This window comes from Limosilactobacillus reuteri subsp. simiae (assembly GCF_020784875.1).
Lineage (GTDB): Bacteria > Bacillota > Bacilli > Lactobacillales > Lactobacillaceae > Limosilactobacillus > Limosilactobacillus reuteri_H.
In genome coordinates this window covers 1-24,250 of record NZ_JAJGUI010000093.1, presented here as the reverse complement: position 1 = coordinate 24,250, position 24,250 = coordinate 1, and the positions used below count along the sequence as shown (strand labels likewise).

The 24,250-nt window shown below is 39.2% G+C and carries 28 protein-coding genes and 1 other annotated feature; of the genes, 22 read left to right on the top strand and 6 right to left on the bottom strand.

Going from position 1 to position 24,250, the window contains the following annotated elements; translation table 11 throughout:
- Positions 1–44: 44 nt before the first annotated feature.
- Positions 45–1,376 (bottom strand): ISL3 family transposase, encoded by a 1,332-nt coding sequence (locus LMC10_RS03080; RefSeq protein WP_229268889.1) that lies wholly within the window; start codon positions 1,374–1,376, stop codon positions 45–47.
- Positions 1,377–1,596: 220 nt separating this feature from the next.
- Here LMC10_RS03080 and LMC10_RS03075 point away from each other — a divergent pair, with 220 nt between their 5' ends.
- The 13 genes from LMC10_RS03075 (at position 1,597) to yjeM (ending at position 12,098) form a co-directional block, all read left to right on the top strand.
- Positions 1,597–2,127, top strand: a complete 531-nt coding sequence (locus LMC10_RS03075) for a YqeG family HAD IIIA-type phosphatase (protein ID WP_229268888.1) — start codon at positions 1,597–1,599, stop codon at positions 2,125–2,127.
- Positions 2,120–3,247: a ribosome biogenesis GTPase YqeH gene (yqeH, locus tag LMC10_RS03070; protein ID WP_019253098.1), complete on the top strand. Its 1,128-nt coding sequence runs from the start codon at positions 2,120–2,122 to the stop codon at positions 3,245–3,247. Before LMC10_RS03075 ends, yqeH begins: the two co-directional genes overlap by 8 nt.
- 23 nt (positions 3,248–3,270) lie before the next feature.
- On the top strand, positions 3,271–3,582 hold the full coding sequence (gene yhbY / locus LMC10_RS03065; protein ID WP_003664099.1) for a ribosome assembly RNA-binding protein YhbY: 312 nt from the start codon (positions 3,271–3,273) through the stop codon (positions 3,580–3,582).
- A gap of 12 nt (positions 3,583–3,594) precedes the next feature.
- Positions 3,595–4,248, top strand: a complete 654-nt coding sequence (locus LMC10_RS03060; RefSeq protein WP_411377808.1) for a nicotinate-nucleotide adenylyltransferase — start codon at positions 3,595–3,597, stop codon at positions 4,246–4,248.
- Positions 4,241–4,855 (top strand): bis(5'-nucleosyl)-tetraphosphatase (symmetrical) YqeK, encoded by a 615-nt coding sequence (gene yqeK, locus LMC10_RS03055; RefSeq protein WP_229268886.1) that lies wholly within the window; start codon positions 4,241–4,243, stop codon positions 4,853–4,855. Before LMC10_RS03060 ends, yqeK begins: the two co-directional genes overlap by 8 nt.
- The gene (rsfS, locus tag LMC10_RS03050; RefSeq protein WP_003670865.1) at positions 4,855–5,211 is read left to right on the top strand and encodes a ribosome silencing factor; all 357 of its coding nucleotides are present in this window, start codon (positions 4,855–4,857) and stop codon (positions 5,209–5,211) included. Before yqeK ends, rsfS begins: the two co-directional genes overlap by 1 nt.
- Positions 5,211–5,951 (top strand): class I SAM-dependent DNA methyltransferase, encoded by a 741-nt coding sequence (locus LMC10_RS03045; protein WP_229268885.1) that lies wholly within the window; start codon positions 5,211–5,213, stop codon positions 5,949–5,951. The genes rsfS and LMC10_RS03045 overlap by 1 nt, the downstream gene beginning before the upstream one ends.
- 11 nt (positions 5,952–5,962) lie before the next feature.
- Positions 5,963–7,096: a nucleotidyltransferase gene (locus LMC10_RS03040; protein WP_229268884.1), complete on the top strand. Its 1,134-nt coding sequence runs from the start codon at positions 5,963–5,965 to the stop codon at positions 7,094–7,096.
- A gap of 129 nt (positions 7,097–7,225) precedes the next feature.
- Entirely contained in the window at positions 7,226–7,783 is a 558-nt protein-coding gene (locus LMC10_RS03035) for a DUF177 domain-containing protein (protein ID WP_003664093.1), read from the top strand.
- 54 nt (positions 7,784–7,837) lie between these two features.
- Positions 7,838–8,017 carry a 50S ribosomal protein L32 gene (gene rpmF, locus LMC10_RS03030; protein WP_003664092.1) on the top strand — a complete coding sequence of 60 codons (180 nt, stop codon included), beginning with the start codon at positions 7,838–7,840 and terminating at the stop codon, positions 8,015–8,017.
- A gap of 224 nt (positions 8,018–8,241) precedes the next feature.
- Positions 8,242–8,928, top strand: a complete 687-nt coding sequence (locus LMC10_RS03025; protein ID WP_003664091.1) for a response regulator transcription factor — start codon at positions 8,242–8,244, stop codon at positions 8,926–8,928.
- A 12-nt stretch (positions 8,929–8,940) separates the two neighbouring features.
- Complete coding sequence (locus LMC10_RS03020; protein WP_229268883.1) at positions 8,941–10,416, top strand: HAMP domain-containing sensor histidine kinase; 1,476 nt, start codon at positions 8,941–8,943, stop codon at positions 10,414–10,416.
- Between the two features lie 188 nt (positions 10,417–10,604).
- Positions 10,605–12,098, top strand: a complete 1,494-nt coding sequence (gene yjeM / locus LMC10_RS03015; RefSeq protein ID WP_229268882.1) for a glutamate/gamma-aminobutyrate family transporter YjeM — start codon at positions 10,605–10,607, stop codon at positions 12,096–12,098.
- 80 nt (positions 12,099–12,178) lie between these two features.
- On the opposite strand, the gene LMC10_RS03010 is transcribed toward yjeM, so the two are convergent.
- The 4 genes from LMC10_RS03010 to LMC10_RS02995 all read right to left on the bottom strand — a co-directional run bounded on the left by LMC10_RS03010 (position 12,179) and on the right by LMC10_RS02995 (position 15,435).
- Positions 12,179–13,558, bottom strand: coding sequence for an MATE family efflux transporter (locus tag LMC10_RS03010; RefSeq protein ID WP_229268881.1), 1,380 nt, complete (start codon positions 13,556–13,558; stop codon positions 12,179–12,181).
- A 78-nt stretch (positions 13,559–13,636) separates the two neighbouring features.
- Positions 13,637–14,047, bottom strand: coding sequence for a peptide deformylase (locus LMC10_RS03005; RefSeq protein WP_229268880.1), 411 nt, complete (start codon positions 14,045–14,047; stop codon positions 13,637–13,639).
- Between the two features lie 63 nt (positions 14,048–14,110).
- On the bottom strand, positions 14,111–15,061 hold the full coding sequence (yidC, locus tag LMC10_RS03000; RefSeq protein ID WP_003668465.1) for a membrane protein insertase YidC: 951 nt from the start codon (positions 15,059–15,061) through the stop codon (positions 14,111–14,113).
- 98 nt (positions 15,062–15,159) lie between these two features.
- Entirely contained in the window at positions 15,160–15,435 is a 276-nt protein-coding gene (locus LMC10_RS02995; protein ID WP_229268879.1) for an acylphosphatase, read from the bottom strand.
- Between the two features lie 98 nt (positions 15,436–15,533).
- Between LMC10_RS02995 and LMC10_RS02990 the strand changes: the two genes are divergently transcribed.
- From LMC10_RS02990 to LMC10_RS02950, 9 genes are all read left to right on the top strand, one after another.
- On the top strand, positions 15,534–16,310 hold the full coding sequence (locus LMC10_RS02990; protein ID WP_229268878.1) for a TrmH family RNA methyltransferase: 777 nt from the start codon (positions 15,534–15,536) through the stop codon (positions 16,308–16,310).
- Between the two features lie 64 nt (positions 16,311–16,374).
- Positions 16,375–16,881, top strand: a complete 507-nt coding sequence (locus tag LMC10_RS02985) for an HD domain-containing protein (RefSeq protein WP_003668459.1) — start codon at positions 16,375–16,377, stop codon at positions 16,879–16,881.
- Between the two features lie 20 nt (positions 16,882–16,901).
- The gene (locus tag LMC10_RS02980) at positions 16,902–17,240 is read left to right on the top strand and encodes a winged helix-turn-helix transcriptional regulator (RefSeq protein WP_003664081.1); all 339 of its coding nucleotides are present in this window, start codon (positions 16,902–16,904) and stop codon (positions 17,238–17,240) included.
- 48 nt (positions 17,241–17,288) lie between these two features.
- Positions 17,289–17,496: a binding site (T-box leader), on the top strand.
- A gap of 36 nt (positions 17,497–17,532) precedes the next feature.
- A complete protein-coding gene (gene pheS / locus LMC10_RS02975) occupies positions 17,533–18,579 on the top strand; it encodes a phenylalanine--tRNA ligase subunit alpha (RefSeq protein WP_003668455.1) in 1,047 nt (348 codons plus the stop codon).
- 6 nt (positions 18,580–18,585) lie between these two features.
- Positions 18,586–21,003: a phenylalanine--tRNA ligase subunit beta gene (gene pheT, locus LMC10_RS02970; protein ID WP_229268877.1), complete on the top strand. Its 2,418-nt coding sequence runs from the start codon at positions 18,586–18,588 to the stop codon at positions 21,001–21,003.
- A gap of 185 nt (positions 21,004–21,188) precedes the next feature.
- Complete coding sequence (locus LMC10_RS02965) at positions 21,189–21,827, top strand: C40 family peptidase (protein WP_065533105.1); 639 nt, start codon at positions 21,189–21,191, stop codon at positions 21,825–21,827.
- Between the two features lie 111 nt (positions 21,828–21,938).
- The gene (udk, locus tag LMC10_RS02960) at positions 21,939–22,595 is read left to right on the top strand and encodes a uridine kinase (RefSeq protein ID WP_019252478.1); all 657 of its coding nucleotides are present in this window, start codon (positions 21,939–21,941) and stop codon (positions 22,593–22,595) included.
- 63 nt (positions 22,596–22,658) lie between these two features.
- The gene (greA, locus tag LMC10_RS02955) at positions 22,659–23,135 is read left to right on the top strand and encodes a transcription elongation factor GreA (protein ID WP_085678820.1); all 477 of its coding nucleotides are present in this window, start codon (positions 22,659–22,661) and stop codon (positions 23,133–23,135) included.
- Between the two features lie 132 nt (positions 23,136–23,267).
- Positions 23,268–23,657, top strand: coding sequence for a HesB/YadR/YfhF family protein (locus LMC10_RS02950; protein WP_085678817.1), 390 nt, complete (start codon positions 23,268–23,270; stop codon positions 23,655–23,657).
- Between the two features lie 24 nt (positions 23,658–23,681).
- Here the strand turns inward: LMC10_RS02950 and LMC10_RS02945 are convergent.
- A partial coding sequence (locus LMC10_RS02945; protein ID WP_229268876.1) for a transposase occupies positions 23,682–24,250 on the bottom strand: 569 nt, incomplete at its 5' end.

Genomic DNA, 24,250 nt, shown 5'->3' with positions numbered 1-24,250 from the left:
GGCTCTTTGTCAAGAAGTACTGATGAGAAAATAAAATAATTTTACTAAGCAGCTTGTGCCTGGACTTTGGCATGAGCTGTTTGTTTATTTCGCCAATTTATTGCGATATAGGTATTTGGTAATGCAAGAAGAATTCTAATCCGGAAATTAAAGAAATTACGAAAGCCATAAGCAGTTCGTTTAATAACTTTAATTTTATTATTGGTTCCTTCAACAGGACCGTTTGTATAGGTGTCATATTTGAAACTATTATAGATTTCTTGTTTATGACTACGAAGGGTACGCTGAACTTTCTGTAGTGCTTGCGGAAGGTGTGTCCATTTAATTACGAGTAAGTTTTTTAATTCTTCCTTCCTACGATGAGCAATCGCCATAATTAAGTCTTGATAGTATTCATAAGCTTTTTTTAACTCATTATCAAAACTTAGGAGACGGTGAATAACTTCAACATCGGTTAATTGAGCGTAACTAAAGTTACGTCTTGACCAATAATTATTATATTTAAGCTCATTAGCAGGTGTTAAGAGTAATTTCCAAAAATGCTTAAGTGCACGCCACTCATGAGTGGCAGCACCAGCACGATTCATTACTTGAATCCTGATTTTATTTAATGCACGATACGCTTGAGCAACGATGTGAAAATGATCAGCGATAATTATAGCGTGAGGGAAGAGTTCATGAATTAAGTGACGATATGGAGTGTATAAGTCAACTGTTACTGTTTGAACTGCTAGGCGTGCTGAACGGTCATATCGAAGAAAGTAGTTCCGCAAATAACTATTTTTTCGTGACAGGATAATGTCAAGTGTCCGTTTATTTTCAATGTTCATTAGAATCATACTCATTCCACTGGGCGCAAAGCGACCAGATTTAAAATCATCAAAAGCAATATGGCGAGGCAACCAATGATAGTTAGGTTTGAAGAATTGATCAAGGTTTGTAATGACTCGTCTAATTGTCCAGTTCGAGACATTTAGTTCTTTGGCTAAATCACTTTGTGATTCATTTTTCGTCAGAAGCATCATGGCTCGTTGTTTTATCGCCAAAGAGATATGATCATGATAATTAATATCTCTAACAGCCGCTAATTTAGTAATTACTTCAGGACAAGAAGAGGAAGCTTTACAGATATATTTTTGCTTTTTAATCGACCAGATTGTTGGTTTAAAGTGAAGTTCTGGTCCCAAGCAATTAACTGTTTTATAGCCATTCTTACACATTAAATGTCCACATCGTGGGCAATGCATAGGATAAGTTTGGATAAGATGGACAATGATTTGATTAGGTTGATCTTCAATTGGATTATCAAAGTTCTTTTCATCTAGTTTGAGATAGGGATCTTTAATTCCTAAGATAGTTCTGATAGAATTGTTCATGAAAGATGGTCCTTTCTTAACGAAGACGGGGTCCAACCATCTTTCGCTTTTTTATTTTAAATTTTAAACAAATAAAGCACTGATGTTAAATCCATCAGTACTTAAAATTGTAGAGCCTTTTTAATTAGTTGCTTTCCGAGTAAAGCACACGATATAATTAAATACTAGAACATTTAATCGGGTTAACCGATTGGAATATTAAATTTGATGAGGTGCGACTTTGTTAGAGATATTTAAACCAACATGGATGGTTAATACAATATATTCTGTTTCTCCTGCCCAATTAAAAGAGCAGGGAGTGCGAGCTGTTTTTAGTGACCTGGATAATACCTTGATTGCTTGGAACAATCCAGATGGAACTCCAGAATTAAAGGAATGGATGGATTCTTTACGAGAAGCCCATATTCCGCTAATTGTTATTTCTAATAATAGTAAGGAACGAGTTGGGAAAGCTGTTGATAGCCTTGACCTTCCATTTGTTTCGCGATCATTAAAGCCCTTAAGTTTTGGGATTGATCGTGCACGGAAAAAACTTAATTTAGCAAAAGATGAAGTGGTTATGGTTGGTGACCAGTTATTGACTGATGTTGCTGCGGCTAACCAAGCGGGCATTCGAAGCATTTTAGTACGTCCACTATTAAATACAGATAAGTGGGATACCCGTATTAACCGCTTCTTTGAACGCCGTGTTTGGAAGAGCTTAAACAAAAAATATCCAGATTTAAAATGGCAGGAGGATTTGAATGACTGAACAAGAACAACAAACTGAAGAATTACGTTGTATAGGTTGTGGGAGTATTATCCAAACGGAAGATCCTAATGGCTTGGGTTATACGCCTAAGTCAGCCCTTGAGAAGGGTAAGGAGACAGGAGAATTATACTGTCAGCGTTGTTTCCGTTTGCGGCACTACAATGAAATTGCTCCGGTATCATTAACGGATGATGACTTTTTGCGCCTATTAAATCAGATTCGGGATGCCAATGCTTTAATTGTGTATGTTGTTGATGTTTTTGACTTTAATGGAAGTCTAATTCCGGGCTTACACCGTTTTGTTGGCGATAATCCAGTATTATTAGTTGGAAATAAGGAAGACTTGTTGCCACGTTCTCTACGGCGGCCCAAGTTAACTGACTGGATTCGTCAACAGGCAAATATTGCCGGATTGCGTCCAATTGATACGGTTCTTGTTTCAGCTAAAAAGAACCATCAGATTGACCACTTGCTTGATGTGATTGAAAAATACCGGCACAATCGAGATGTTTATGTTGTAGGTGTTACAAATGTTGGAAAATCAACGTTAATAAACCAAATTATCAAGCAACGAACGGGAGTAAAAGAATTGATCACTACTTCACGCTTCCCAGGAACTACTCTTGATAAGATTGAAATTCCGCTTGATGATGGGCATGTTTTAGTTGATACTCCTGGAATTATCCATCAAGAACAAATGGCCCATGTCTTATCGCCAAAAGACTTGAAGATTGTGGCGCCTCAAAAAGAGATTAAACCAAAGACTTACCAATTAAATGATGGTCAAACATTATTTTTAGGCGGCGTTGCGCGATTTGATTATCTTCATGGTGAACGTGCGGGAATGGTTGCTTACTTTGATAATAATTTACCAATTCACCGTACAAAGCTAAGCAATGCTGATAATTTCTATGCTAAACACTTAGGAGATTTGCTTACCCCACCGACTAGCGATGAAAAGGATGGGTTCCCACCATTAGAACGTTATGAGTTCCACATTACCGAAAAGAGCGATATTGTCTTTGAAGGTCTAGGATGGATTACTGTTCCTGCAAAAACGACTGTTGCTGCATGGGTTCCGAAGGGTGTCGGGGCTCTTGTACGGCGCGCAATGATTTAATTAGTATTTGAAAGGAAAGACTTATGCAATTAAGAGGAAAACAAAAACGATTTTTACGAGCACAAGCAAACCACCTTCAACCACTATTTTCTGTGGGTAAAGATGGTCTGACGGACAATTGGCTTGCTCAATTAGACGGCGCACTTGACCGTCGAGAATTAATTAAGGTTAGCATTTTGCAAAACTCAGATGTTACAACTGATGAAGTTCGCGAATTAATTGAAGAAAAAACTTCTATTCAGGTAGTTCAAGTTATTGGTCGGGTATTAGTTTTATTTAAAGTTTCAGCAAATAAGGATGCCCGTGAATTATCATCACGAGTAGCTGAAATCTAAGTAAAAGTAGGAGTGACGGTTTTGCAAAGCTGTAGTGTAGTAGACAAGGTGCAAACCCAGGCGCAACCGGAGACTAAAGTTAGGGGACACCGTAAGCGAATCGGCCTCTATGGGGGAACATTTAATCCTATTCACAATGCTCACCTATTTATGGCGGATCAGGTTGGTCATGCCCTTTGTCTTGATCGAGTTGATTTTTTACCAGATGCTAAACCTCCCCATGTTGATCATAAAGATTCGCTTGATCCGCAATTGCGGTTACAGATGCTCGAATTAGCAGTTGCTGATAACCCCTTTTTAGGGATTGAGTATGCCGAGTTAGAGCGGGGAGGAGTCAGCTATACTTACGATACTATTAAGTATTTGTTAGATAAGCACCCTGATGTGGATTATTACTTTATTATTGGTGGGGATATGGTCGATTACCTTGACAAGTGGTATCGAATTAATGATTTAATCCGCTTGCCCCATTTCCATTTTGTCGGTGTTCACCGTCAAGGAGCGAAGAATGAGACACGATATCCAGTGATTTGGGTAGATGTCCCAACAGTTGATTTTAGTTCAACCGATATTCGACAACGGGTGCAACGTGGCCAATCAATCAAGTATATGGTCCCAGATGCCGTAAGCAAGTTTATTGAGGAGCATCAATTATATCGTGAATGAAGAATTAGTTTATAATAAAAATTATATCCCAATGACACGGTCTGAACTTATCGACCGTCTCAAAAAGGCGTTAAAGAATAAACGATTTCAGCATGTATTACGTGTTGAAAAAACAGCGATTGAGTTAGCTGCTCAATACGGTGTTGATGTTGAAAAAGCAAGTATCGCTGGCCTGTGTCATGATTATGCTAAACAGCGTCCTGACGAAGATTTTATTGCCGAAATTAAGAAAAAAGGGCTTAATCCGCTACTCTTAGATTATGGTAATGCAATTTGGCATGGAGTGGTTGGCGCAGAGCTAATTAAGGATGAATTAGGGATTTGGGATGAAGATATCCTAAATGCGGTTCGCCACCATACTACTGGAGCGCCAGTAATGACGAAGCTCGAGCAGGTTATTTACATGGCTGACTATATTGAGCCGGGTCGTGACTTTGCCGGCGTAAAAAAGGCACGAGTAATTACAGCAGCAAACCTCCAAGCAGGAGTTGCTTACCAAACAAAACATACGCTGGCTTATTTGATTGAAAATGGAAAGCCGGTATATCCAAAGACAATAGATACCTATAATGCATGGGTTCCGCAATATGAAGGAGAGATAGATTAATGGATAGTAAACAATTATTAGAAATGGTTGTCAAGGCTGCCGATGGTCGGCGCGCAGAAGATATCGTCGCTCTTAAAGTTGATGAGATTAGTCCAATGGCTGATTATTTCGTTATTATGACGGGAGGCTCAGACCGTCAAGTACAGGCGATCACCAATGCCATTGTTGAAAAAGCGCATGAAGAAAATGTCAAGATAGGTAGCGTTGAAGGTAAAAATCATGCTCAATGGGTATTGGTTGACCTTGGTGACGTGGTTGTCCATGTTTTCCGTGAAGAAACTCGTCAATTCTATAACCTTGAAAAATTATGGGCCGATGCACCTCTTGTCAATATTAACGACTGGATTAATGATTAATGATTTATCAAAGTTTTGCCCAGTTATATGACCAGCTTTTTGATCCTGAAATGTACCAGAAGTGGGAAAAATTCACAATTAAAAACCTTCCTGCTAATACTAAGAGCATTTTAGATTTAGCTGGCGGTAGTGGACGATTAGGAGTAATGCTGGCTGCTCGTGGATTTGATGTAACGGTTGCTGACTTTTCTGCTGAGATGCTCAGTATTGCCGATCAACATGCCACGGAAGCAGGAGTTAATATGAATCTCTTGCAAGCCGATATGCGGGACCTCGGTGCTTTACCGCAGTATGATGCGATCACTTGTTATGCGGACTCTTTTTGTTATTTAGACGATGCAGCGGCCGTGCAAAAGACCTTCAATGAAATTGCTGATCATTTGAAAGATAATGGTGTCTTTTTATTTGATGTCATTTCTCCTTATCAAACTGATGTCATTTATCCGGGGTATATGTTCAACTATGAGGATGAGGATCATCAGCGAGCTTTCATGTGGCAGTCTTTCAAAGATGATGATGTTGAGCATGGCGTAATTCATGAATTAGCTTTTTTCACTCGAGATAATGATGGACGTTATGATCGTGTTGGAGAAACTCATTATGAACGTGCTTATGAATTGCCTTTATTAAAGCAGATGTTATCTCAAGCTGGTTTTAATTCTGTTGAAGTGGGATCAAATTTTTCGACTTCTATCAAAGAAGAAAAACCAACACGATGGTTCTTTAAGTGTCATAAATAAGGAGAGTTCACATGAAAGCAGTAGGGATGGTTGTTGAATATAATCCATTTCACAATGGGCATCGCTACCATCTTCAGCAAGCCAAAAAGATTTCCGGGGCAGATGTAACGGTAGCGGTAATGAGTGGTAATTTTACCCAGCGTGGTGAACCGACAATCGTTGATAAGTGGTCACGAGCCAGGACAGCAGTGATGAATGGCGTTGACCTTGTGATTGAACTACCGGTTTTTTACGCCGTCCAACCAGCACACCGGTTTGCAGGAGGAGCCCTGAGCCTCTTAAATGCTCTTGGGGTTGATTCGATTGTCTTTGGGAGCGAGCATCCAGAATGGAATTTCGCGCGTTTAGTGAAGGCTGAAGAAGCCTTTAACCAGGAAAGTTTTAATAAGTATAATGCAACTTATGCCACCCAATTTAACCAACAATTGAAGGAACAAACTGGTGTTACCTTGATTGATCCCAATGATATTTTAGCTTTTGCTTATACCAAAGCTAAAATTAACCAGGAGTATCATTTTAAATTGCTACCTATCAAGCGACAGGGGAGTAACTATCACGACCAGCAAATCAAAGGCAAAATTGCGAGTGCGAGTGCAATCCGTCAGGCAATCAGTGAAAAAGGCGATTACCGGCAAGCTGTTCCCCAGGTGATGGGAGATATATTGGCGACAATAAAGAGTATTCCTTCATGGACAGAACTTTATCCTTTATTACGTAATCAGCTTATTCAAGCACCTATTTCAACCCTTCAGTCAACTTATTTAATGGCAGAGGGACTAGAGTATCGAATGAAGGAAGCTGCCCAGCGGAGTCTTGACTTTAATTCATTTATGAAATTCACCAAGACAAAACGGTATACGTATGCTCACTTATTGCGGGTTTGTTTATACACTATCTTACAAATTACCCAAGAAGAAGTAGATGAACATAGTAAACATCCTTATCTTCATGTCTTGGCCTTTAATAAACAAGGACGTGAATACCTTCATCAGGTGAAAAAACAGCTTGATCTTCCGCTGATTACAAAAGTAGATCAGGAAATGCGTGATCAGTTGCTTAACCTTGATTATCGTGCCGGGAAGCTATATCAACTATTTACGCCAATTGAGCAGGATTTGAAGCACCCACCGATAATTATTAATTAACGTCTTTGATAAAGTTTGGTAAAATATTCTAAGTAGATTTGGTTCTCTAAAAGGTTGTCAAGGAAAAAACATTGACAACGTATAAGGGGACTAGTATAATTGCACATGTTGCATTAGGAGGTTAGTACGTTGAAATGGTCGTTAGCTGAATTACATCGTTACCAAGATGAACCACTTCATATTCAAAGTACTTTTGATCTGAACGCATCATTAACGAAGCTGTTTCCAGATATTATTTTAGCTGTTCAACCAGTTAAAGTTGATGGTTACGTTACTTATGACGATGGTGATGCAACGATTAGCGCTCACGTTACGACGACGTTAACCGTTCCATCTAGTCGCTCGTTAACACCCGTTCAATTACCACTCGATTTTACGTTCTCCGAGACGTATATCGATGATCGTTCACACTTTGCCCGCTATGAGGATGAAGATGAGGTTGTTTTCCTTATTAAAAAGGGTGATTCAATTGATTTTGATACTGCATTAGCGGAAAATATCGTTGAACAGGTACCACTACGGGTTCTTTCTGCCGAAGAAAAATCTGGCAAACCAATGCCAAATGGAAAAGGTTGGAGTGTTATCTCTGAAGATGACTACAAGGCCCAGCAGCAGAAAGATGACAAAGTTGATCCACGTCTCGCTAAGTTGCAAAACCTTTTTCCTGATCAGGATAACAAAAAATAGCGGACGGTTAAAAACCATTTGTGGATAATTCTAATTTCTTAGGAGGTGTCAAACATGGCTGTTCCAGCACGGAAGACTTCAAAGACTAAGAAGCGTATGCGTCGGGGTCACATCAAGTTAAATGTACCTGGCCTTACTCCTTGCCCAAACTGTGGTGAACTTCGCAAGTCCCACATGGTATGCCCAAGTTGTGGTTACTACGACGGCAAGCAAGTTGTTAACACTAATAACTAATTAATATAAAAGCTATCCTTTAGGCGCCGGACCTAGGATAGTTTTTTTATTTTAAAATTTTCTAAGAATCTATAAGTAAAAAATGATATAATCTAATTCCTTGATAAATCGAGATTTTTAGTATAGAGAATACTGGGGTTTATTAAAAAATTGTGATAAAATTATTGTGTTTTATTAATACGTATAACAAGTAAAAAAAGATTATTATAGTAGGTGAGTTATTAATGAGTCGAATTTTAATTATTGAGGATGAGGAAAATTTAGCAAATTTTGTAGAACTTGAATTAAAGCATGAAGGCTACGATACAGATGTTGAACTTGATGGTCGTGCCGGACTAGAAGCAGCTTTAAATCAAGACTTTGACGTGATTTTGCTAGACCTGATGCTCCCAGAGTTAAATGGGATTGAAGTGGCACGGCGAGTTCGTGAATTAAAAGATACACCGATTATTATCATGACTGCTCGTGATTCTGTTATTGACCGTGTCTCTGGATTAGATCACGGGGCAGATGATTATATTGTTAAGCCGTTTGCGATTGAAGAACTCCTTGCACGGGTCCGGGCGTTATTGCGGCGAATCAGTATTGAAGATGGTAATAATAAGGAACATCAAACAACGGTCAATTACAAGGATCTTACCATTGAAAAAGAGAACCGGGTTGTTCGTCGCGGCGATGAAGTAATTAACCTTACCAAGCGGGAATACGAATTACTGTTGATCTTAATGGAAAATATCAATGTTGTTATGTCACGAAAAGACCTTTTGAGTAAGGTATGGGGTTATGATTCCAAGGTTGAAACCAATGTTGTTGATGTTTATATTCGGTACTTGCGGAATAAGATCGACCGTCCTGGTGAAAAGAGCTACATCCAAACGGTTCGTGGTACTGGATATGTGATTCGCTCCTAGGAATGATCAATTATGAAGCAAAAAGATGAAAGACGGTTTGTTTCACTAAAAATTAAGTGGGCAGCTGGAACGGCATTAGGGTCATTAATCATCTTTTGTATCGTTGCGATGGCATTGTTTAGCGCGTTTACGCAAAATTTATTTCATCAAGAAAGACAATTATTGAATCAAGGGATGACCAATATTAGTACACAATTAAGTACTGTTGATAAGCCCTTAACTAAAAAGAATGTTAGTCACCTTATTGATCCAGACAGAAACCGGTCGAATATTATTTCTGGAGAGGAATATAAACGACCGGTAATTAAAGAGTTAAGTGATGGACACTTGGTTATTAACATTTATAATCCTGATGGAAAGAATATTTTGAGTACAGGTCGTTATATTAAAAAGCCACAGTTTACGACTAATCGCAATATTCATATTGCTGCTGGGCCTGATCATGATGTGTTGGTCGGGCAGATGCCAATTTATGGTCAGAATAATCGGCAGTTGATTGGGTACTTACAAGTTGAAAATAACCTTGACGCTTATATGCAAAGTTATCATCAGTTGGCATTGGTATGTGTCTTGGCGCTCTGCCTGGTTGTGATTGCGAGTGGGCTATTGGGATACTTTCTTTCCCTCTTTCTCCTTCGACCATTGGATGGAATTCATGACACAGTTAAGGAGATTAGTGCAGATCCTACTAAAGATGTCCGGGTACCGGCTACCAATCGTAACGATGAACTAGCAGAATTGATAACAATGTTTAATGAAATGCTTGATCGAATGCAGCGGTATATCGACCAGCAGTCACAATTTGTCAGTGATGTTAGTCATGAACTACGAACACCTGTTGCGATTATTCAAGGACACTTAGAAATGCTTCAACGATGGGGCAAGGATGATCCAAAAGTGCTGGATGACTCAATTAAAGCCACCTTAATTGAGACGCGCCGGATGAAAAACTTGGTTCAAGAAATGCTTGATTTGAGCCGAGCAGAGCAAGTAGAGATTAATTTCCGCAACCAGCATACGATTGTTAATGATGTGGTTCACCAGGTCTACAATAACTTTAAGATGCTATACCCAGACTTTACTTTCCGTTTGGACGACGATCTGAAAGAACCAATCATGGTTGATATTTATCGCGATCATCTTGAACAGGTCCTTGTGATTTTATGTGACAATGCCGTCAAATATTCCACTGATGATCATAAAGAGATCCATATTATTCTTTCACGGGGAATGAATACTGTTGAGATTGGTATTCAAGACTTTGGTGAAGGGATCTCACCGGAAAATGTAAAACGAGTCTTTGATCGCTTCTATCGAGTAGATAAGGCTCGTAGTCGTAAGAAAGGCGGTAATGGATTAGGTCTTTCAATTGCCAAACGACTAATTGAAGGTTATCACGGTTCAATTACCCTAGAAAGTTCAGTCGGTGCTGGATCATTGTTTAGAATTATTTTACCGATTATTGAAGACCCAGAGACAAAAAAATAAATATTTAAGATGTGAGAATAGAAGCAGGATGAGAAACTTTTGCTCCTATCCTCACTTTTTTATTACAAAACATTTTTATTCAATTGTTTTCCCAATGGCCGACAAAATAAGCGATGTTTTCAACTAAGGGCGGTATAATGAAAACGGATACTAAAATATGAGGATTTTTATTGAGGAGTTGAATAGGAGTGGCTGCGAAAGAGCAGAAAAAATTAATCACAACGCCAACATTGGTGTTAATGATTATTTCGACAATATATGGGTTTGGTAATGTTTCAATAGCTTATGATCAAATGGCATATGCGGGGATGTTTTGGTACATCCTTGCTGGAGTTTGTTTCTTCTTCCCCTGTTGTTTGATGATGGCTGAATATGGTTCGGCGTTTAAAGACGCCAAAGGGGGGATCTATTCCTGGTTAGCTGGTTCGATAGGGGAACGGCTGGCCTTTATCGGAACCTTTATTTGGTTAGCGAGTTGGGTTCTGTGGCTAGTATCAAGTGCTTCTCGACTTTGGATAACATTGTCGGCACTATTATTTGGCCATGATACTACCCAACAATGGCATTTTTGGATCTTTAATTCTAATCAGTTAATTGGTATCTTGGCAATTCTTTTTGTCTTACTTGTAACCTTACTGAGTTCCCAGGGGATTAATGGGATTACGAAAATCAGCTCATTTGGTGGAGCGTTTATGATTGGAATGAATGCAATTTTTATTATTGCAAGTTTAGTGACGATTATTGCTAACAAGGGGGTTACTGCCCAGCCTATTCATGGTATTAGCAGTTTTATTGAGTCGCCTAATCCTGCTTTTAAGACGCCAATTGCGATTATTTCATTCGTTGTTTACGCAATCTTTGCATATGGTGGAATGGAAAATCTTGGTGGAGTTACTGATAGTATGAAGAATCCAGCGAAGACATTTCCAAGAGGCTTAGTTATTGGTTCGCTCTTAACGATTGGCAGTTATGTGCTAATGATTTTAATGACTGGCTTTAGTGTTAATTACAATCATGTTATTGCAAAATCAAGCGTTAACTTAGGTAATGTTACTTATGTTGTCTTTAATCAATTAGGATACCAACTAGGTGTGTCACTAGGGTTAAGTCATGCTACTAATATTTTTCTTGGTGTTCTCTTTACGCGAATGATTGCGTTAGCTGGCCTGATGGGGATGTTAGGAGCAATGTTCCTGTTAGTTTACTCCCCGATTAAGTCCTTTATCATGGGAGCTAATCCTGAGTTATGGCCTAAAAAAATTGTGACATTGAACAAACACGGGATGCCAGCATATGCAATGTGGATTCAAGCAATTTTTGTTTCGTGTATTATTTTCTTAGTTGCATTTGGAGGTTCAGCAGCTGCTAGTTTTTACCAAATCTTGACAGATATGGTTAATGTTTCAACCTGTGCCCCTTATATCTTCCTTGTTGGTGCATTCCCATTCTTTCAAAAGAAGGATATCCCACATGATTTTGTGGTATTTAAGAATCATTTTTGGACAAATGTATTAGTTGTCTTTGTTGAGATAATTGTTTGCCTAGGAATCATCTTTACATGCATCCAACCAATTATTGAGCATGATTTTCAAACTGCATTCTGGACGGCATTTGGTCCGGTCTTCTTTGGGATTGTTGCTTGGATTTTCTACAATCACGCATCAAAGAAGATTACAAAGTAGATAAAAGAGACTATTGAAAAAATCAAAAATTCTTTCAATAGCCTCTTTTATTATGCAAATCTTATTAAGATAAGGTGAAACTAGTCTTTATTCAATTTTTTAAGTCGCTGGTAAATGATAATTCCACCGATGCAAGTAATAACAAATTCAGTAAAAGGAACTGCTGCCCAGACCCCATTAATTCCGGCAACTTTTGCCAGAATAAAGATTGCGGGGAGAAGGATAATATAACCACGAAGAATCGATAAAGAGAATGATGCCCGCGCTGATCCAATTGCTGTTAAGAAAAGGATGAACAATAGATTTAACGCGCTGAAGAATACACTTGTAAAGTAAATCGGGAGGCCAACACTAGCATAGGCGAGGAGTTGACCAGAATGAGAAGTGTTAAAAACTTCAATAATTGGATGCTTAAAGGTGATTAGGATAATAAAGCTGATTGTTGCTAGAAAGAGGGTAATGATCATCCCATTTTTTAATGTCATCGATACATTCTTGTATTCGTGTTTACCAAATTCCCGACTAGCAAGCGGTTGAACACCGAGCGCTACTCCATTAGCAATTGCTAGCACAACGATGGCAATGTTGGAAATAACGCCATATGCGGCAACAGCATAGTTATTAGCTAGCTGCAATAAAACATGGTTAAAGAAATAAATACTAACGCCAGTACTTAATTCGTTTAATGCTGAAGCAACCCCTAAACGTGCTGAGCGCCAAATGTTTCTTAGGTGAGGGACAACCCAGTGCCATTGTAATTGTCGTCTGGCAAACTTCCGATGAAAACTTAAAACCATCAAGCTAATTGCTGGCGAAAATAACACTGCCAATGCTGCTCCTTCCAATTTAAGACCCATTCCAAAGATAAAGAACCAGTCGATGAGGATGACAGATAATGTTTCAGTTAAGGTGGCCTTCATGGTTAAGGTGGGATTGCCATCATTACGAATGAAATTAATGGCAATGTAGTTAGCCATGTAGAGAGGTCCGCTCCATGAAATTATTCGTAAATAAACGATTGCCATCTGACGAGTTGCATCATCTGCCCCAAGAAAATTAACTACTGGAGTCGCAAAAATGTTTAACAGGATTGCTAGGATAAGACCGAAAGTGAAAGCAAAAATCATCAGTTGACTAAATAATGATTTTATTCTCTCAGGATGCATAACTTTATTTAACGAAAAGATTGTGGCGCCACCGACTCCCAGTAATAGTCCAGTTCCATTAAAAACGTTGAAAAGGGGGAGCACCAGGTTAAGCGTAGTTAAACCTAAAGCTCCCGCCGCGATTGAAATAAAAAGGGTGTCAATAATAACATACATTGACATCCCGAGGGTGGCGACAACATTACGAACAACATAATGCCGCACTTCTTTCGTAATTGACATTGGTAAATCCATATTAAAACCTCCACAAAACTTGCTCCCATCCTCCCTGTTGGACGCCTGTTTGAGAAGCATAAATTAATTTGTTGCAGAACCCGGCGATTCTACTTTCCTTATTTCATTTATTGATATTTTAGCAAATATTCTCATTGCTTATATTATAATTCCATTACAATGGTCAATTTCATGTTGAACAATCTCAGCAGCAAAATCTGTAAGTTCTAATGTTTGCGTTTGCCAGCTCTGATTGCGAAATTTAACGGTAATTTGCTTATACCGTTTAGTAGGACGCGTTCCGCTTAATGAAAGGCATCCTTCTGCAGTTTGATAAGGTTGACTTTTAGCGACGATTTGTGGATTGAACATTACGACATTAAAGGGCCCGATTCGCGCAATAATTGCATTCTTATTTACGCCAATCATATTGGCAGCCATTCCAACACATTCAGCTTGGTGAGCATTAAGCGTATCGCTAAGATCGGTTGCAAGGGGCAAATCAGCTTTAGTTGTGGGGGTTGCTTTTTGGGCGAGTAATTGTTGGTCTTTAATAATTGGTTTAATCATGTGTCTTCCTCCGAAAAAACAAAGCTGAGAAAAAACTTTTGCTTTCTCCCAGCTTTTTGATAATTATTTTTTATGATGTTGTTGTTTACCAGCATTACGTTGACGATTACGGTTTGCTTGATCGCTTGGCTTGGCATCGCCTTTACGTAATTGGTCAATTGCATCAGTCGGTTTAGTTGAAGAACTAGGGGTGTTAATTACTGGTGCTTCTGGCATTTTAATTGGATTCTTCTTGCTTTCTTCTTCAATTTGGCGACGAATCCGCGGACGGTAAGCATTGACCATCAAGGTTTGTAAGATGGCAAATAGTCCACCGATGAAGAAGTAAAGACCTAATCCGGCAGAAGAAGTGATAGAAATGAAGAAGGTCATGAAAGGACTCATCCAAATAGCAGCCTTCATTTGCTTCTTCTGAGCTTCAGGAACACCGACAAGCCCAAGGTAACTCTGGGCAGCATAGGCAATAAAAGATAAGACCGCTAAGATAATACTTGGCTTACCAAGTGGAATCCCAAAGAAAGTTGCATGGTAAAGGTCTGGAGAATAACGGATAGCAGCATATAAGGCGGCAAAAATTGGCAGCTGAATTAACAATGGGAGACAGCCAATACCGCCAGTTAAGCTAATGTTGTTATCCCGGTACAGAGCCATCATTTGTTGACTAACGGCAGCCTGTTCTTCAGGAGTCTTGGCTGCTTTTTGCTTTTCTGTTAGTTCTTTAATCAATGGTTGAACCTTGGACATCTTTTCTTGCATAATAGTTGATTTTTTCATTTGTGAGAACATCACTGGTAAAAGAATTGTTCGCACAACTACCACAATGACAATAATTGCCCAACCGTAGTTATTGCCCATGTGGCTGGCTAACCATTCCATCAAGTGCTGCATTGGTTTAGCCATATAATCATAGACAAACCCGTATGGTCGACCGCTCTTAGTAGTCCGTACACATCCGCTAAGAAGCAACAGGAGAGTAAAAAGACCCCCAGCGATCGTTATTCGTTTTCGTTTCATATTAATGAATCAAACTCCCTTATTTCTTTGTATATTAATTACGCTAATAGTACGTATTTTACTCTATTCAGGAATTGAATTCTACCGCTAATCGCGAACTAATGCGTGATTTGAAATGAATGATGGTAGTTTTGCAGGTTTCCTTCGATGATTTTAACCTTAGTAATTCGAGCATAAGGAGTGGGCCCAGCTTTAATTTTAGAGATTAATTGTTTAACAATCTCAATGGGACCCTGCAATTCGCAATAAACACTCCCATCATGCTTATTCATAATGATCCCTTCTATTCCTGCTTGTTGTGCCAACTGATAGACGCCCCAGCGGAACCCAACTCCTTGAACGCGTCCAGTAATGGTAAGATGATAATTAACCATAATTAAAACTCCTTAATGAAAACTTATTATTAGTTAATAACAATTGTACAACAGGAACATGGTATAATTTAATTAACAAGAAGGAGCATGCAAAATATATGGAACAATTAACATCAATTCATAATCAGCACGTTAAAGATTGGAAGAAGCTGCAAACCAAAAAAGCACGGCGTCAGACTGGTACTTACCTGTTAGACGGCTGGCACTTAGTTCAAGAGGCATCCAAAGCTGGAATCGAGCTCTTAGAAGTAGTCGGAACAGCTGAACAATTAGCTACCCATCCAGAGCTTGAAGGAATGGCTAATGCAACCTATGAAGTTACTGAAGAGATCATGAAGCATATTACTGATACGGTAACGCCTCAAGGGATTGCCGCGGTTGTTGCTTTACCAGATTCTCATCGTTTACCAGCAGGGCCATTGCATGGGGCATGGCTTTTCCTCGACCGGGTTCAAGATCCAGGAAACGTGGGGACGATGGTGCGGACAGCAGATGCTGCTGGGTTTACTGGAGTAGTAGTTGGACAACGCTCAGCAGACTTATTTGGTCCCAAAGTTGTTCGTTCAATGCAAGGAAGTCAATTTCACCTTCAAATGTTTGAGGGTGACTTAAGAAAGTGGATTGATGATTTTAAATCAATCAATGCTCCGGTGTATGGAACACAATTAAATCCCCAAGCCAAAAACTTCCGGACTGTTGATCCTGGTGATACTTTTGCTTTAATTATGGGTAATGAAGGGCAGGGGATGAGCGACGATCTTCTTTCACAAACAACTGATAATCTCTATATTCCAATGCGTGGTGAAGCCGAATCGCTTAACGTCGCTATCTCTGCAGGAATTTTAATGTTTCAGCTTAATCAAAATCTAGATTAAATTAATTTATTTTCTCGTTAAAATCGTGTATGATAATTGCAATAATATAGAAAAGGGGTATTACATGAAATCAAAAAATGAATGGCGCACCGATAAAGAGTATGTTTCAATCGTTGCCGATCTTTTAGCCCAGCCAGCTGTCCAAAAGCTAGCGAACTATACTCAGCATCATCACTCTACCCGCCTGCAACATTCTATTGCGGTTTCGTATGATAGCTACAAAATTGCTAAAAAAATGCATCTTGATTATCGCAGTACTGCGCGGGCAGGTCTCTTGCATGATCTCTTTTATTATGATTGGCGGACGACTAAGTTCAATTTAGGAACCCATGCATTTATTCATCCCCGAGTTGCATTACGCAATGCTGAAAAGCTAACCCCGTTAAATAAAAAAGAAAAGGATATTATCCTTAAGCATATGTTTGGCGCAACGTTGGCAGTGCCACGCTATCCGGAGAGTTTAATTGTATCGCTAGTTGATGATTTCGAAGCAGAGCATGAATTCTTTGGCCCGCTACGTGCAAAGATGCGCCGAAAGATTAAGAAACGTCGGATGCGAACAACTTGGTAGAGGAGAAGGAGAGTTAAATTATGGAACAATTAGTAGCAGAAAAGGCACTTGATGAAGACTGTAAACTTTGTCCAAAATTTACACGTACGTTTATGATCTTGGGAAAGAAATGGAACGGATTAATCATTGAAGTACTACTTAAAAATGGCAACATGCGATTTAAGGATATTGCCAGTAGCATTGCAAAGTGCAGCGATCGAGTCTTATGTGAACGATTAAAAGAACTCGAAGACGAACAAATTGTTATTCGTAACACTTACGAAGGTTCTAGTCGGGTAGATTATTCTTTGACTGAACGTGGTCAAGAATTGCGCCCAGTCATGGAAGCTGTTCATGCATGGAGTGACAAGTGGATTTAAAATAACGCTTGACGCCTTACAGATGATTGTCTAGAATATGTAATTGAATTAAAAGCGATGATGAGAGCTAGTAGCTAGACGATCCTGTTAGAGAGTTGCAACCATGAGCTGAGAATTGCAATCAGTGATCTAAGGCGAATTTCACTTTCGGAGCTGATACGTAATGGTATTCCGGCCAATCACCGTTATTGATTATTTGAGTGTGTAGGATTTGTTCCTACAAACTAGGGTGGTACCGCGAAGCCTCGTCCCTATATTGGGATGAGGCTTTTTTGAATTAAGGAGTGAAAATATGGGACTAAGAGAGAAATTAGCCGAACTTCGTGAAGAAGGATTGCAAGATATTAAACAATCAGAGGATTTAAAGCGAATTAATGAAATCCGCGTAAAGATGCTGGGAAAGAAGGGACCGATTACTTCAGTTCTTCGGGGCATGCGTGATCTTAGTGCTGAAGAACGTCCTAAAGTAGGGCAATTTGCTAACAAGGTGCGGGATGAATTATCAGCTGCGATTGAAGAAAAGCGTGCTGAGCTAGAACAGGCCGCCATGAATGCTAAGTTAGCAGCCCAAACAATTGATGTTACTCTTCCTGGAACACCAGTAGCACAAGGGCAACCCCATGTTATTCAACAAATCATTGACCAAGTTGTGGACTTGTTTGTATCAATGGGGTATGAAGTAGCAGTTGGGGATGAAGTTGAACAAGAAGTTTATAACTTTGAAAAGTTAAACTTGCCAAAGGATCACCCAGCTCGTGACATGCAAGATACATTTTATGTTACGCCATCTGTTTTGATGCGGACCCAAACGTCACCAATGCAAGCACGGATGCTCGAAAAACATGATTTTAGTCAAGGCCCACTAAAGATGATTTCACCAGGTAAGGTTTACCGGCGTGATACTGATGATGCAACTCACAGTCACCAATTCCACCAAATTGAAGGGATGGTTGTTGGTAAAAATATTACCATGGCTGATTTGAAGGGAACTCTTGAGGCCGTTGCTCAAAACCTTTTCGGTGACAAGTTAAAGGTTCGCTTGCGACCAAGTTACTTCCCATTTACTGAACCATCAGTTGAGGCAGATATTACTTGTTTCAACTGTCTTGGCAAGGGTTGTGCAATTTGTAAACAAACTGGTTGGATTGAAGTTCTTGGTGCCGGAATGGTTCATCCAAATGTGCTTAAGATGTCAGGCGTTGATCCAGAAGAATACGGCGGTTTTGCCTTTGGACTTGGACCAGATCGTTTTGCTATGCTGAAGTACGGTGTTGATGATATTCGTAACTTCTACCAAAATGATGTCCGCTTCCTTAACCAATTTGACCAGAAAGGATAATGTGAAATGAAAGTATCATATCAATGGCTTCAAGAATACCTTGATTTAGATGTTGCCCCTCAAGATTTAGCTGAAAAGATTGCCCGTACCTCTGTGGACATTAATGACGTTTACTCACTGAGCGACGGATTAAAAAAGATTGTTGTTGGGGAAGTAGTAAAATGTGAAAATCACCCTGACTCAGACCACCTTCATGTTTGTCAAGTTGATGTTGGCGAAGAAGAACCGATTCAAATTGTTTGTGGTGCTCCTAATGTTCAAGAAGGTAAAAAGGTAATCGTTGCCCTTCACGGTGCGCGAATTGCTGATAACCAAAAGATTAAGCGTGGCAAGATCCGCGGTGTTGAGTCAAATGGAATGCTTTGTGCTCTTCAAGAAATTGGCTTTAGCGACAAGATTGCACCTAAAGATTACGAAGATGGTATCTACTTCTTACCAGATGATGCTAAAAATGGTGATCCCGTATTTAAGTACTTAGGAATGGACGATACGATCATCGATACAGACGTAACTCCTAACCGTGGAGATATGCTTAGTATTTATGGAAATGTTAATGATATCGCTGCCTTTTACGGGTTAAAGCCACATTTTAAGGAAATTACGATTAAAGAAGAAGGTACTGAAAAGACCGCGGATCTTCTTCAAGCAAAAATTAATGATACTAAGATTGCACCAACTTATAAATTACGGGTAATCAAAGGCGTTAAAATTGCTGAAAGTCCATTATGGCTTCAAATTCGCTTATGGAACAGTGGGATTCGTCCTGTAAATAATGTTGTGGATGTGACTAACTATGTCCTTCTTAAATATGGTCAACCACTCCACAGTTATGATTATGATCAATTATCTGGTAAAAACTTTGGAGTTCGCCACGCTAATGAAGGTGAAAATTTTGTTACGTTAGACGGGGATGAACAAACCTTAAAAGCAAATGATATTGTTGTAACTGTCGATGACCAGCCAGTTGCTCTTGCGGGAACGATGGGTGGAGAAGGAACTGCAGTAAGCGATGATACGACAACTGTTGCCCTTGAAGCAGCCATTTTTGATCCAGTAATGGTCCGGAAGCAAGCCCGACGCTTAGATCTTCATAGTGAATCCTCAATGCGGTTTGAACGTGGAATCAATCCAGCAACCGTCGAAACGGCATTGAATGAAGCAGCCGAAATGATTAAGGAGCTTGCTGGTGGAACGATTACTGCTGGAATTGTTACTGGTAGTGAAGCGCCAGCAGTTGATACCCCAATCAAACTATCCCTTGCGAAGATTAATCATGTTCTCGGAACTTCATTAACCATGGAACAAGTTACTGATATTTTTGATCGCTTGGCATTTGCTTACACTGTTAATGATGACGATCAATTAACAGTGATTGCCCCAGCCCGGCGGTGGGATATTAGCCTGGCAGCAGATCTTTATGAAGAAATTGCGCGGATTTACGGTTATGATAACTTACCATCTACTTTACCAACGATGACGCGTAACCGGGGAGGACTTACTCCACGGCAACGGTTTATTCGGGCAAGTCGTCATGATCTCGAAGGAATGGGCTTAACTCAAGCAATTAGTTATTCCTTAACAACTGTTGAGAAGGCTAAGCAGTTCCAAATTAAGCCACTTGCTGAACCAATGAAACTCGACTTCCCAATGAGTTCTGACCATGTAGCTACCCGGATGAATATTGTTAGTGGCTTGCTTAATGATATTGCTTATAACGTGGCGCGGAATGTTGATAACGTAGCATTATATGAAGAAGGCCGAGTATTCCTGCCAATGGGGGATGAACGTCCAGTAGAACAAGAACACCTTGCAGCTGCGGTTACTGGCCAAATGGTAGCTAATAGTTGGAATAAGAAGGATCAACCGGTTGATTTCTTCCAATTAAAGGGGATCGTTGAACGTTACCTTAAGAATATGGGGATTGCTGGGAAGATTACTTATGTGCCAACTAGTGATCGTCCAGAAATGCACCCAGGACGAACAGCTGATATTATGGTTGATGCCCAATTAGTTGGTTTCATAGGACAAGTTCATCCACAAACTGCTAAGGAATATAAGATTCCAGAAACATATGTATTTGAATTAAATCTAGAATTATTACTGGCTGCACCAAAGATTGAAAATGAATATACACCTATTAGTAAGTATCCTTCAATCACTCGCGATATTGCTCTCTTGGTTGATGATGATGTTGAAAATGCAACAATTGTAGAGGCAATTAAGCAAAAGGGTGGGGCTTACCTTAAGGACATTCACCTATTTGATGTTTATGCTGGTTCTCACCTTCCTGCCGGCAAGAAGTCATTAGCTTACACCTTAACTTATCAAGATGATAAAGGAACGTTAACTGAAGACCAAGTAAACACGGCTTTTGATAAGGTTACTGCTTACTTGCAAGATAAGGTTGATGCAGAAATTCGTTAAAAATTAAAAGGCTGAAAATTTTCGGCCTTTTTTTAGTGCAAATAATTATTTTTTACGTATTTATATTATAGGACCAATCGCTAAACTAATAATTAGTGGTTGAAGGACCTAAATTTTTCTGCTATTTTATTAATAGTTTGATAATAAAATAATGATATTTAATATAAAGAGGGATAAACGAAATAATGAAATCAACAACAAAGAAAATTCTTGCATCGTCGTTAGGAGTAGCTGGCGCAATGGCAATGGGCACTGTAACTGCAAAGGCTGATACAACTGTTACGGTCAATGCTGGCGATAGTTTAAACGGGATTGCTCAAAAATATAATGTTAGTGCGGATGATATTGCAACCGCTAATCACTTGCAAAATAAAGAGTTGATTTTTGCAGGACAAAAGTTGACAATTCCAACCAAAGATAAAAATGAAACACCTGCTAATAATACTGAGAAAAAAGATCAAGCCAACAAGAACAGTCAAAGTCTGCAAGATTCTGTTAACAAGGCAATGTCTTATTTAGGAACCCCTTATGTTTGGGGTGGTAATAAGCCAGGTGGATTTGATTGTTCCGGGTTGGTTCAATATTGCTACGGTATTCCTCAACGGACGACGTATGAACAACAAGCTTTAGGACCACATATTCACGATAATGTCTTAAACGCGCCATATGGGGCCCTTGTTTTTTATGGTTCTGATGATGCACCATATCACGTCGCTATTTCACTAGGGGACGGTCGGATTATTCAAGCTCCAAATGAAAATGAAACAGTTAAAATTACTGACCAGCAATACTTCCCCGGAAATTACTATGTTGTGATGCATTAATATTCCCTTTTACCTCACCTTTAATAATTTAAATTAGTAATTATCTTGCGCATTACAAAAGAGTGCTATATACTATTTCAGATTAGAAAGTTTTATGAGGGAGACAAATTGATGAGTATTCAACAGAATAAGCGTCCAGTAGTTATTGGTGTTACAGGTGGTTCCGGAAGTGGAAAGACAACGGTAAGTAATAAAATCTATGACCAATTGCATGGGCAAGCGATCCAGATTATTAACCAAGATACTTACTATAATGATCAGTCAGATATGACGATGGATGAACGTAAAGCAGTAAATTATGATCATCCACTTGCATTTGATACCGATTTTTTAATTAAGCAACTAACGGATTTGCGAAGTAATAAGGCTATTGAGATGCCTGTATACGACTATACACAATATACGCGTTCAGACAAAACTGTTCATGTAGAACCAACTGATGTCATTATTTTGGAAGGAATCTTAATTCTTGATGACGAACGTCTACGGGATTTGATGGATATTAAGGTTTACGTTGATACAGATGATGACATTCGGATTATTCGTCGAATTCAACGGGACATGGTAGAGCGTGGGCGGTCTCTTGACTCAATTATTACTCAGTACCTGGCTACGGTAAAACCAATGTACCATCAATTTGTTGAACCGACTAAACGCTACGCTGACATTATTGTGCCAGAAGGTGGCGAAAACCAAGTTGCAATTGACCTATTGTCTACAAAGATCCGTGATATTTTGGTAAAACGTGGACATACGGAATTACAATAGGTGTTTACAAGCTGAAGTAGAAATGGTAATGTTGCACTGGATAAATTATGAGGAGTGTTTATAATGGCTGAAGAAAAAACTTTTCCAATGACCCTTGAAGGGAAGAAAAAGCTTGAAGATGAACTTGAAGAATATCGCTTGAAGCGTCGACCAGAAGTTATTAAGCGGATAAAGATTGCTCGTAGTTATGGTGATTTATCTGAAAACTCAGAATATGAATCAGCAAAAGACGAACAAGCAATGGTTGAAAGCCGGATTGCTCAAATTGAAAACATGCTTCAATATGCTGAAATTATCGATAATGAAGATGTCGATAAGGATGAAGTATCCATGGGACGGACAATTACTATTCAAGAATTGCCAGATGAAGAACCAGAAGAATACCAAATTGTTGGTGAATCAGAATCTGATCCATTTAATGGTAAGATTTCTAATGAATCTCCAATGGCAAAGGGTCTCTTAGGACACAAAGTCGGTGAAGTTGTCGATGTTGATGTTCCAAATGGGACAATCAAGTTAAAGATTATCAAGGTTGATTAATTAAAATAATTTAAGCGAGATCGAGGAATATAGTGAATTTCTCAATCTCGCTTTTCTTATTGGTATTATTTTTCTACTATGCTATAGTAAGGTGTATGAAAGCGATGTCAATAGACGTTGGAGGAAAGCAAAATGAAATTGATTATTACTGATGCTGCAAGTCAATGGTTTCGTGACGAAATGGGATTAGAATCAGGAAATGGAATAAAGTTTTACGGTAAAACTTATGGTCAAACCGAAGTCCATCATGGCTTTTCGCAAGGATTCACTCGTGAAGATAAACCAGTTGATCCAATTTTAGAGGTTAAAAAGGATGGTATTAACTATCACATTGATTCGCTAGATGAGTGGTTCTTTAAGGATCTTATAACTACTGTTGACTATGATCCGCAAGCCGACGGACCGGTTTTTCATTTTCAACATGAAGATGGCGATACACCTGACGTAGCTGGATTTGTTAATGATGCTGATGACCATTCCGATAATAAGGCTGATGCCTCTACTGGAGCATCTCAGCATTAATTTTTTATATAGTGAAAAAGCTCTTTAGCAAGCGAGAGGCCGGGAATTAACTATTAATTTTTGGCTCTCAAACAGTAAAATCCGGACTATGATTTTTGATCGGTTCAAAAATCGTAGTCCGGATTTTAAATTATTTATGAAATTAGTCTCCAATCGACTAATTGATTGGCCAAATTTCGTTAGATTTAATGCCATCAGGGCTAGCCCAATGTCATTTTCCACAGCCCGTTGGCCACGGAGATGAGTTCGGCGTATGCCAAAATCCCTCTTCATATGACCAAAGACTGGCTCAACGTCGAACTTCCGTCGACGATAAATTGCCTTGCCTTCGTCACTTGAGAGGGTATCTTTAACTTTAGCTTTATAATAATTCCAGGTTGGGTTAACCTTCATATAGCGTTGCCGACCACTCGGTGTCTTCGCTAGTTCATCTAATTTAACTGATAGTTGATGTTTATCAGCACGATAGATTTTAAAGTCACGCTTAAAGCCATACTTATCAGTGGATTTACTATAGCGATAAAAACTAAAACGAACTCCTTGATGATCAATGTAGTAGTCGTCATTAGCGTTATATTCCCAATTCTGTGACC

Excerpts from the sequence above, each read along its gene's own strand:
- LMC10_RS03080 (WP_229268889.1), bottom strand. The coding sequence starts at position 1,376 with ATGAACAATTCTATCAGAACTATCTTAGGAATTAAAGATCCCTATCTC.
- yqeH (WP_019253098.1), top strand. The coding sequence starts at position 2,120 with ATGACTGAACAAGAACAACAAACTGAAGAATTACGTTGTATAGGTTGT.
- yhbY (WP_003664099.1), top strand. The coding sequence starts at position 3,271 with ATGCAATTAAGAGGAAAACAAAAACGATTTTTACGAGCACAAGCAAAC.
- rsfS (WP_003670865.1), top strand. The coding sequence starts at position 4,855 with ATGGATAGTAAACAATTATTAGAAATGGTTGTCAAGGCTGCCGATGGT.
- LMC10_RS03045 (WP_229268885.1), top strand. The coding sequence starts at position 5,211 with ATGATTTATCAAAGTTTTGCCCAGTTATATGACCAGCTTTTTGATCCT.
- LMC10_RS03040 (WP_229268884.1), top strand. The coding sequence starts at position 5,963 with ATGAAAGCAGTAGGGATGGTTGTTGAATATAATCCATTTCACAATGGG.
- rpmF (WP_003664092.1), top strand. The coding sequence starts at position 7,838 with ATGGCTGTTCCAGCACGGAAGACTTCAAAGACTAAGAAGCGTATGCGT.
- LMC10_RS03025 (WP_003664091.1), top strand. The coding sequence starts at position 8,242 with ATGAGTCGAATTTTAATTATTGAGGATGAGGAAAATTTAGCAAATTTT.
- LMC10_RS03020 (WP_229268883.1), top strand. The coding sequence starts at position 8,941 with ATGAAGCAAAAAGATGAAAGACGGTTTGTTTCACTAAAAATTAAGTGG.
- LMC10_RS03010 (WP_229268881.1), bottom strand. The coding sequence starts at position 13,558 with ATGCTTCTCAAACAGGCGTCCAACAGGGAGGATGGGAGCAAGTTTTGT.
- LMC10_RS03005 (WP_229268880.1), bottom strand. The coding sequence starts at position 14,047 with ATGATTAAACCAATTATTAAAGACCAACAATTACTCGCCCAAAAAGCA.
- yidC (WP_003668465.1), bottom strand. The coding sequence starts at position 15,061 with ATGAAACGAAAACGAATAACGATCGCTGGGGGTCTTTTTACTCTCCTG.
- LMC10_RS02995 (WP_229268879.1), bottom strand. The coding sequence starts at position 15,435 with ATGGTTAATTATCATCTTACCATTACTGGACGCGTTCAAGGAGTTGGG.
- LMC10_RS02990 (WP_229268878.1), top strand. The coding sequence starts at position 15,534 with ATGGAACAATTAACATCAATTCATAATCAGCACGTTAAAGATTGGAAG.
- LMC10_RS02985 (WP_003668459.1), top strand. The coding sequence starts at position 16,375 with ATGAAATCAAAAAATGAATGGCGCACCGATAAAGAGTATGTTTCAATC.
- LMC10_RS02980 (WP_003664081.1), top strand. The coding sequence starts at position 16,902 with ATGGAACAATTAGTAGCAGAAAAGGCACTTGATGAAGACTGTAAACTT.
- pheS (WP_003668455.1), top strand. The coding sequence starts at position 17,533 with ATGGGACTAAGAGAGAAATTAGCCGAACTTCGTGAAGAAGGATTGCAA.
- pheT (WP_229268877.1), top strand. The coding sequence starts at position 18,586 with ATGAAAGTATCATATCAATGGCTTCAAGAATACCTTGATTTAGATGTT.
- LMC10_RS02965 (WP_065533105.1), top strand. The coding sequence starts at position 21,189 with ATGAAATCAACAACAAAGAAAATTCTTGCATCGTCGTTAGGAGTAGCT.
- udk (WP_019252478.1), top strand. The coding sequence starts at position 21,939 with ATGAGTATTCAACAGAATAAGCGTCCAGTAGTTATTGGTGTTACAGGT.
- greA (WP_085678820.1), top strand. The coding sequence starts at position 22,659 with ATGGCTGAAGAAAAAACTTTTCCAATGACCCTTGAAGGGAAGAAAAAG.
- LMC10_RS02950 (WP_085678817.1), top strand. The coding sequence starts at position 23,268 with ATGAAATTGATTATTACTGATGCTGCAAGTCAATGGTTTCGTGACGAA.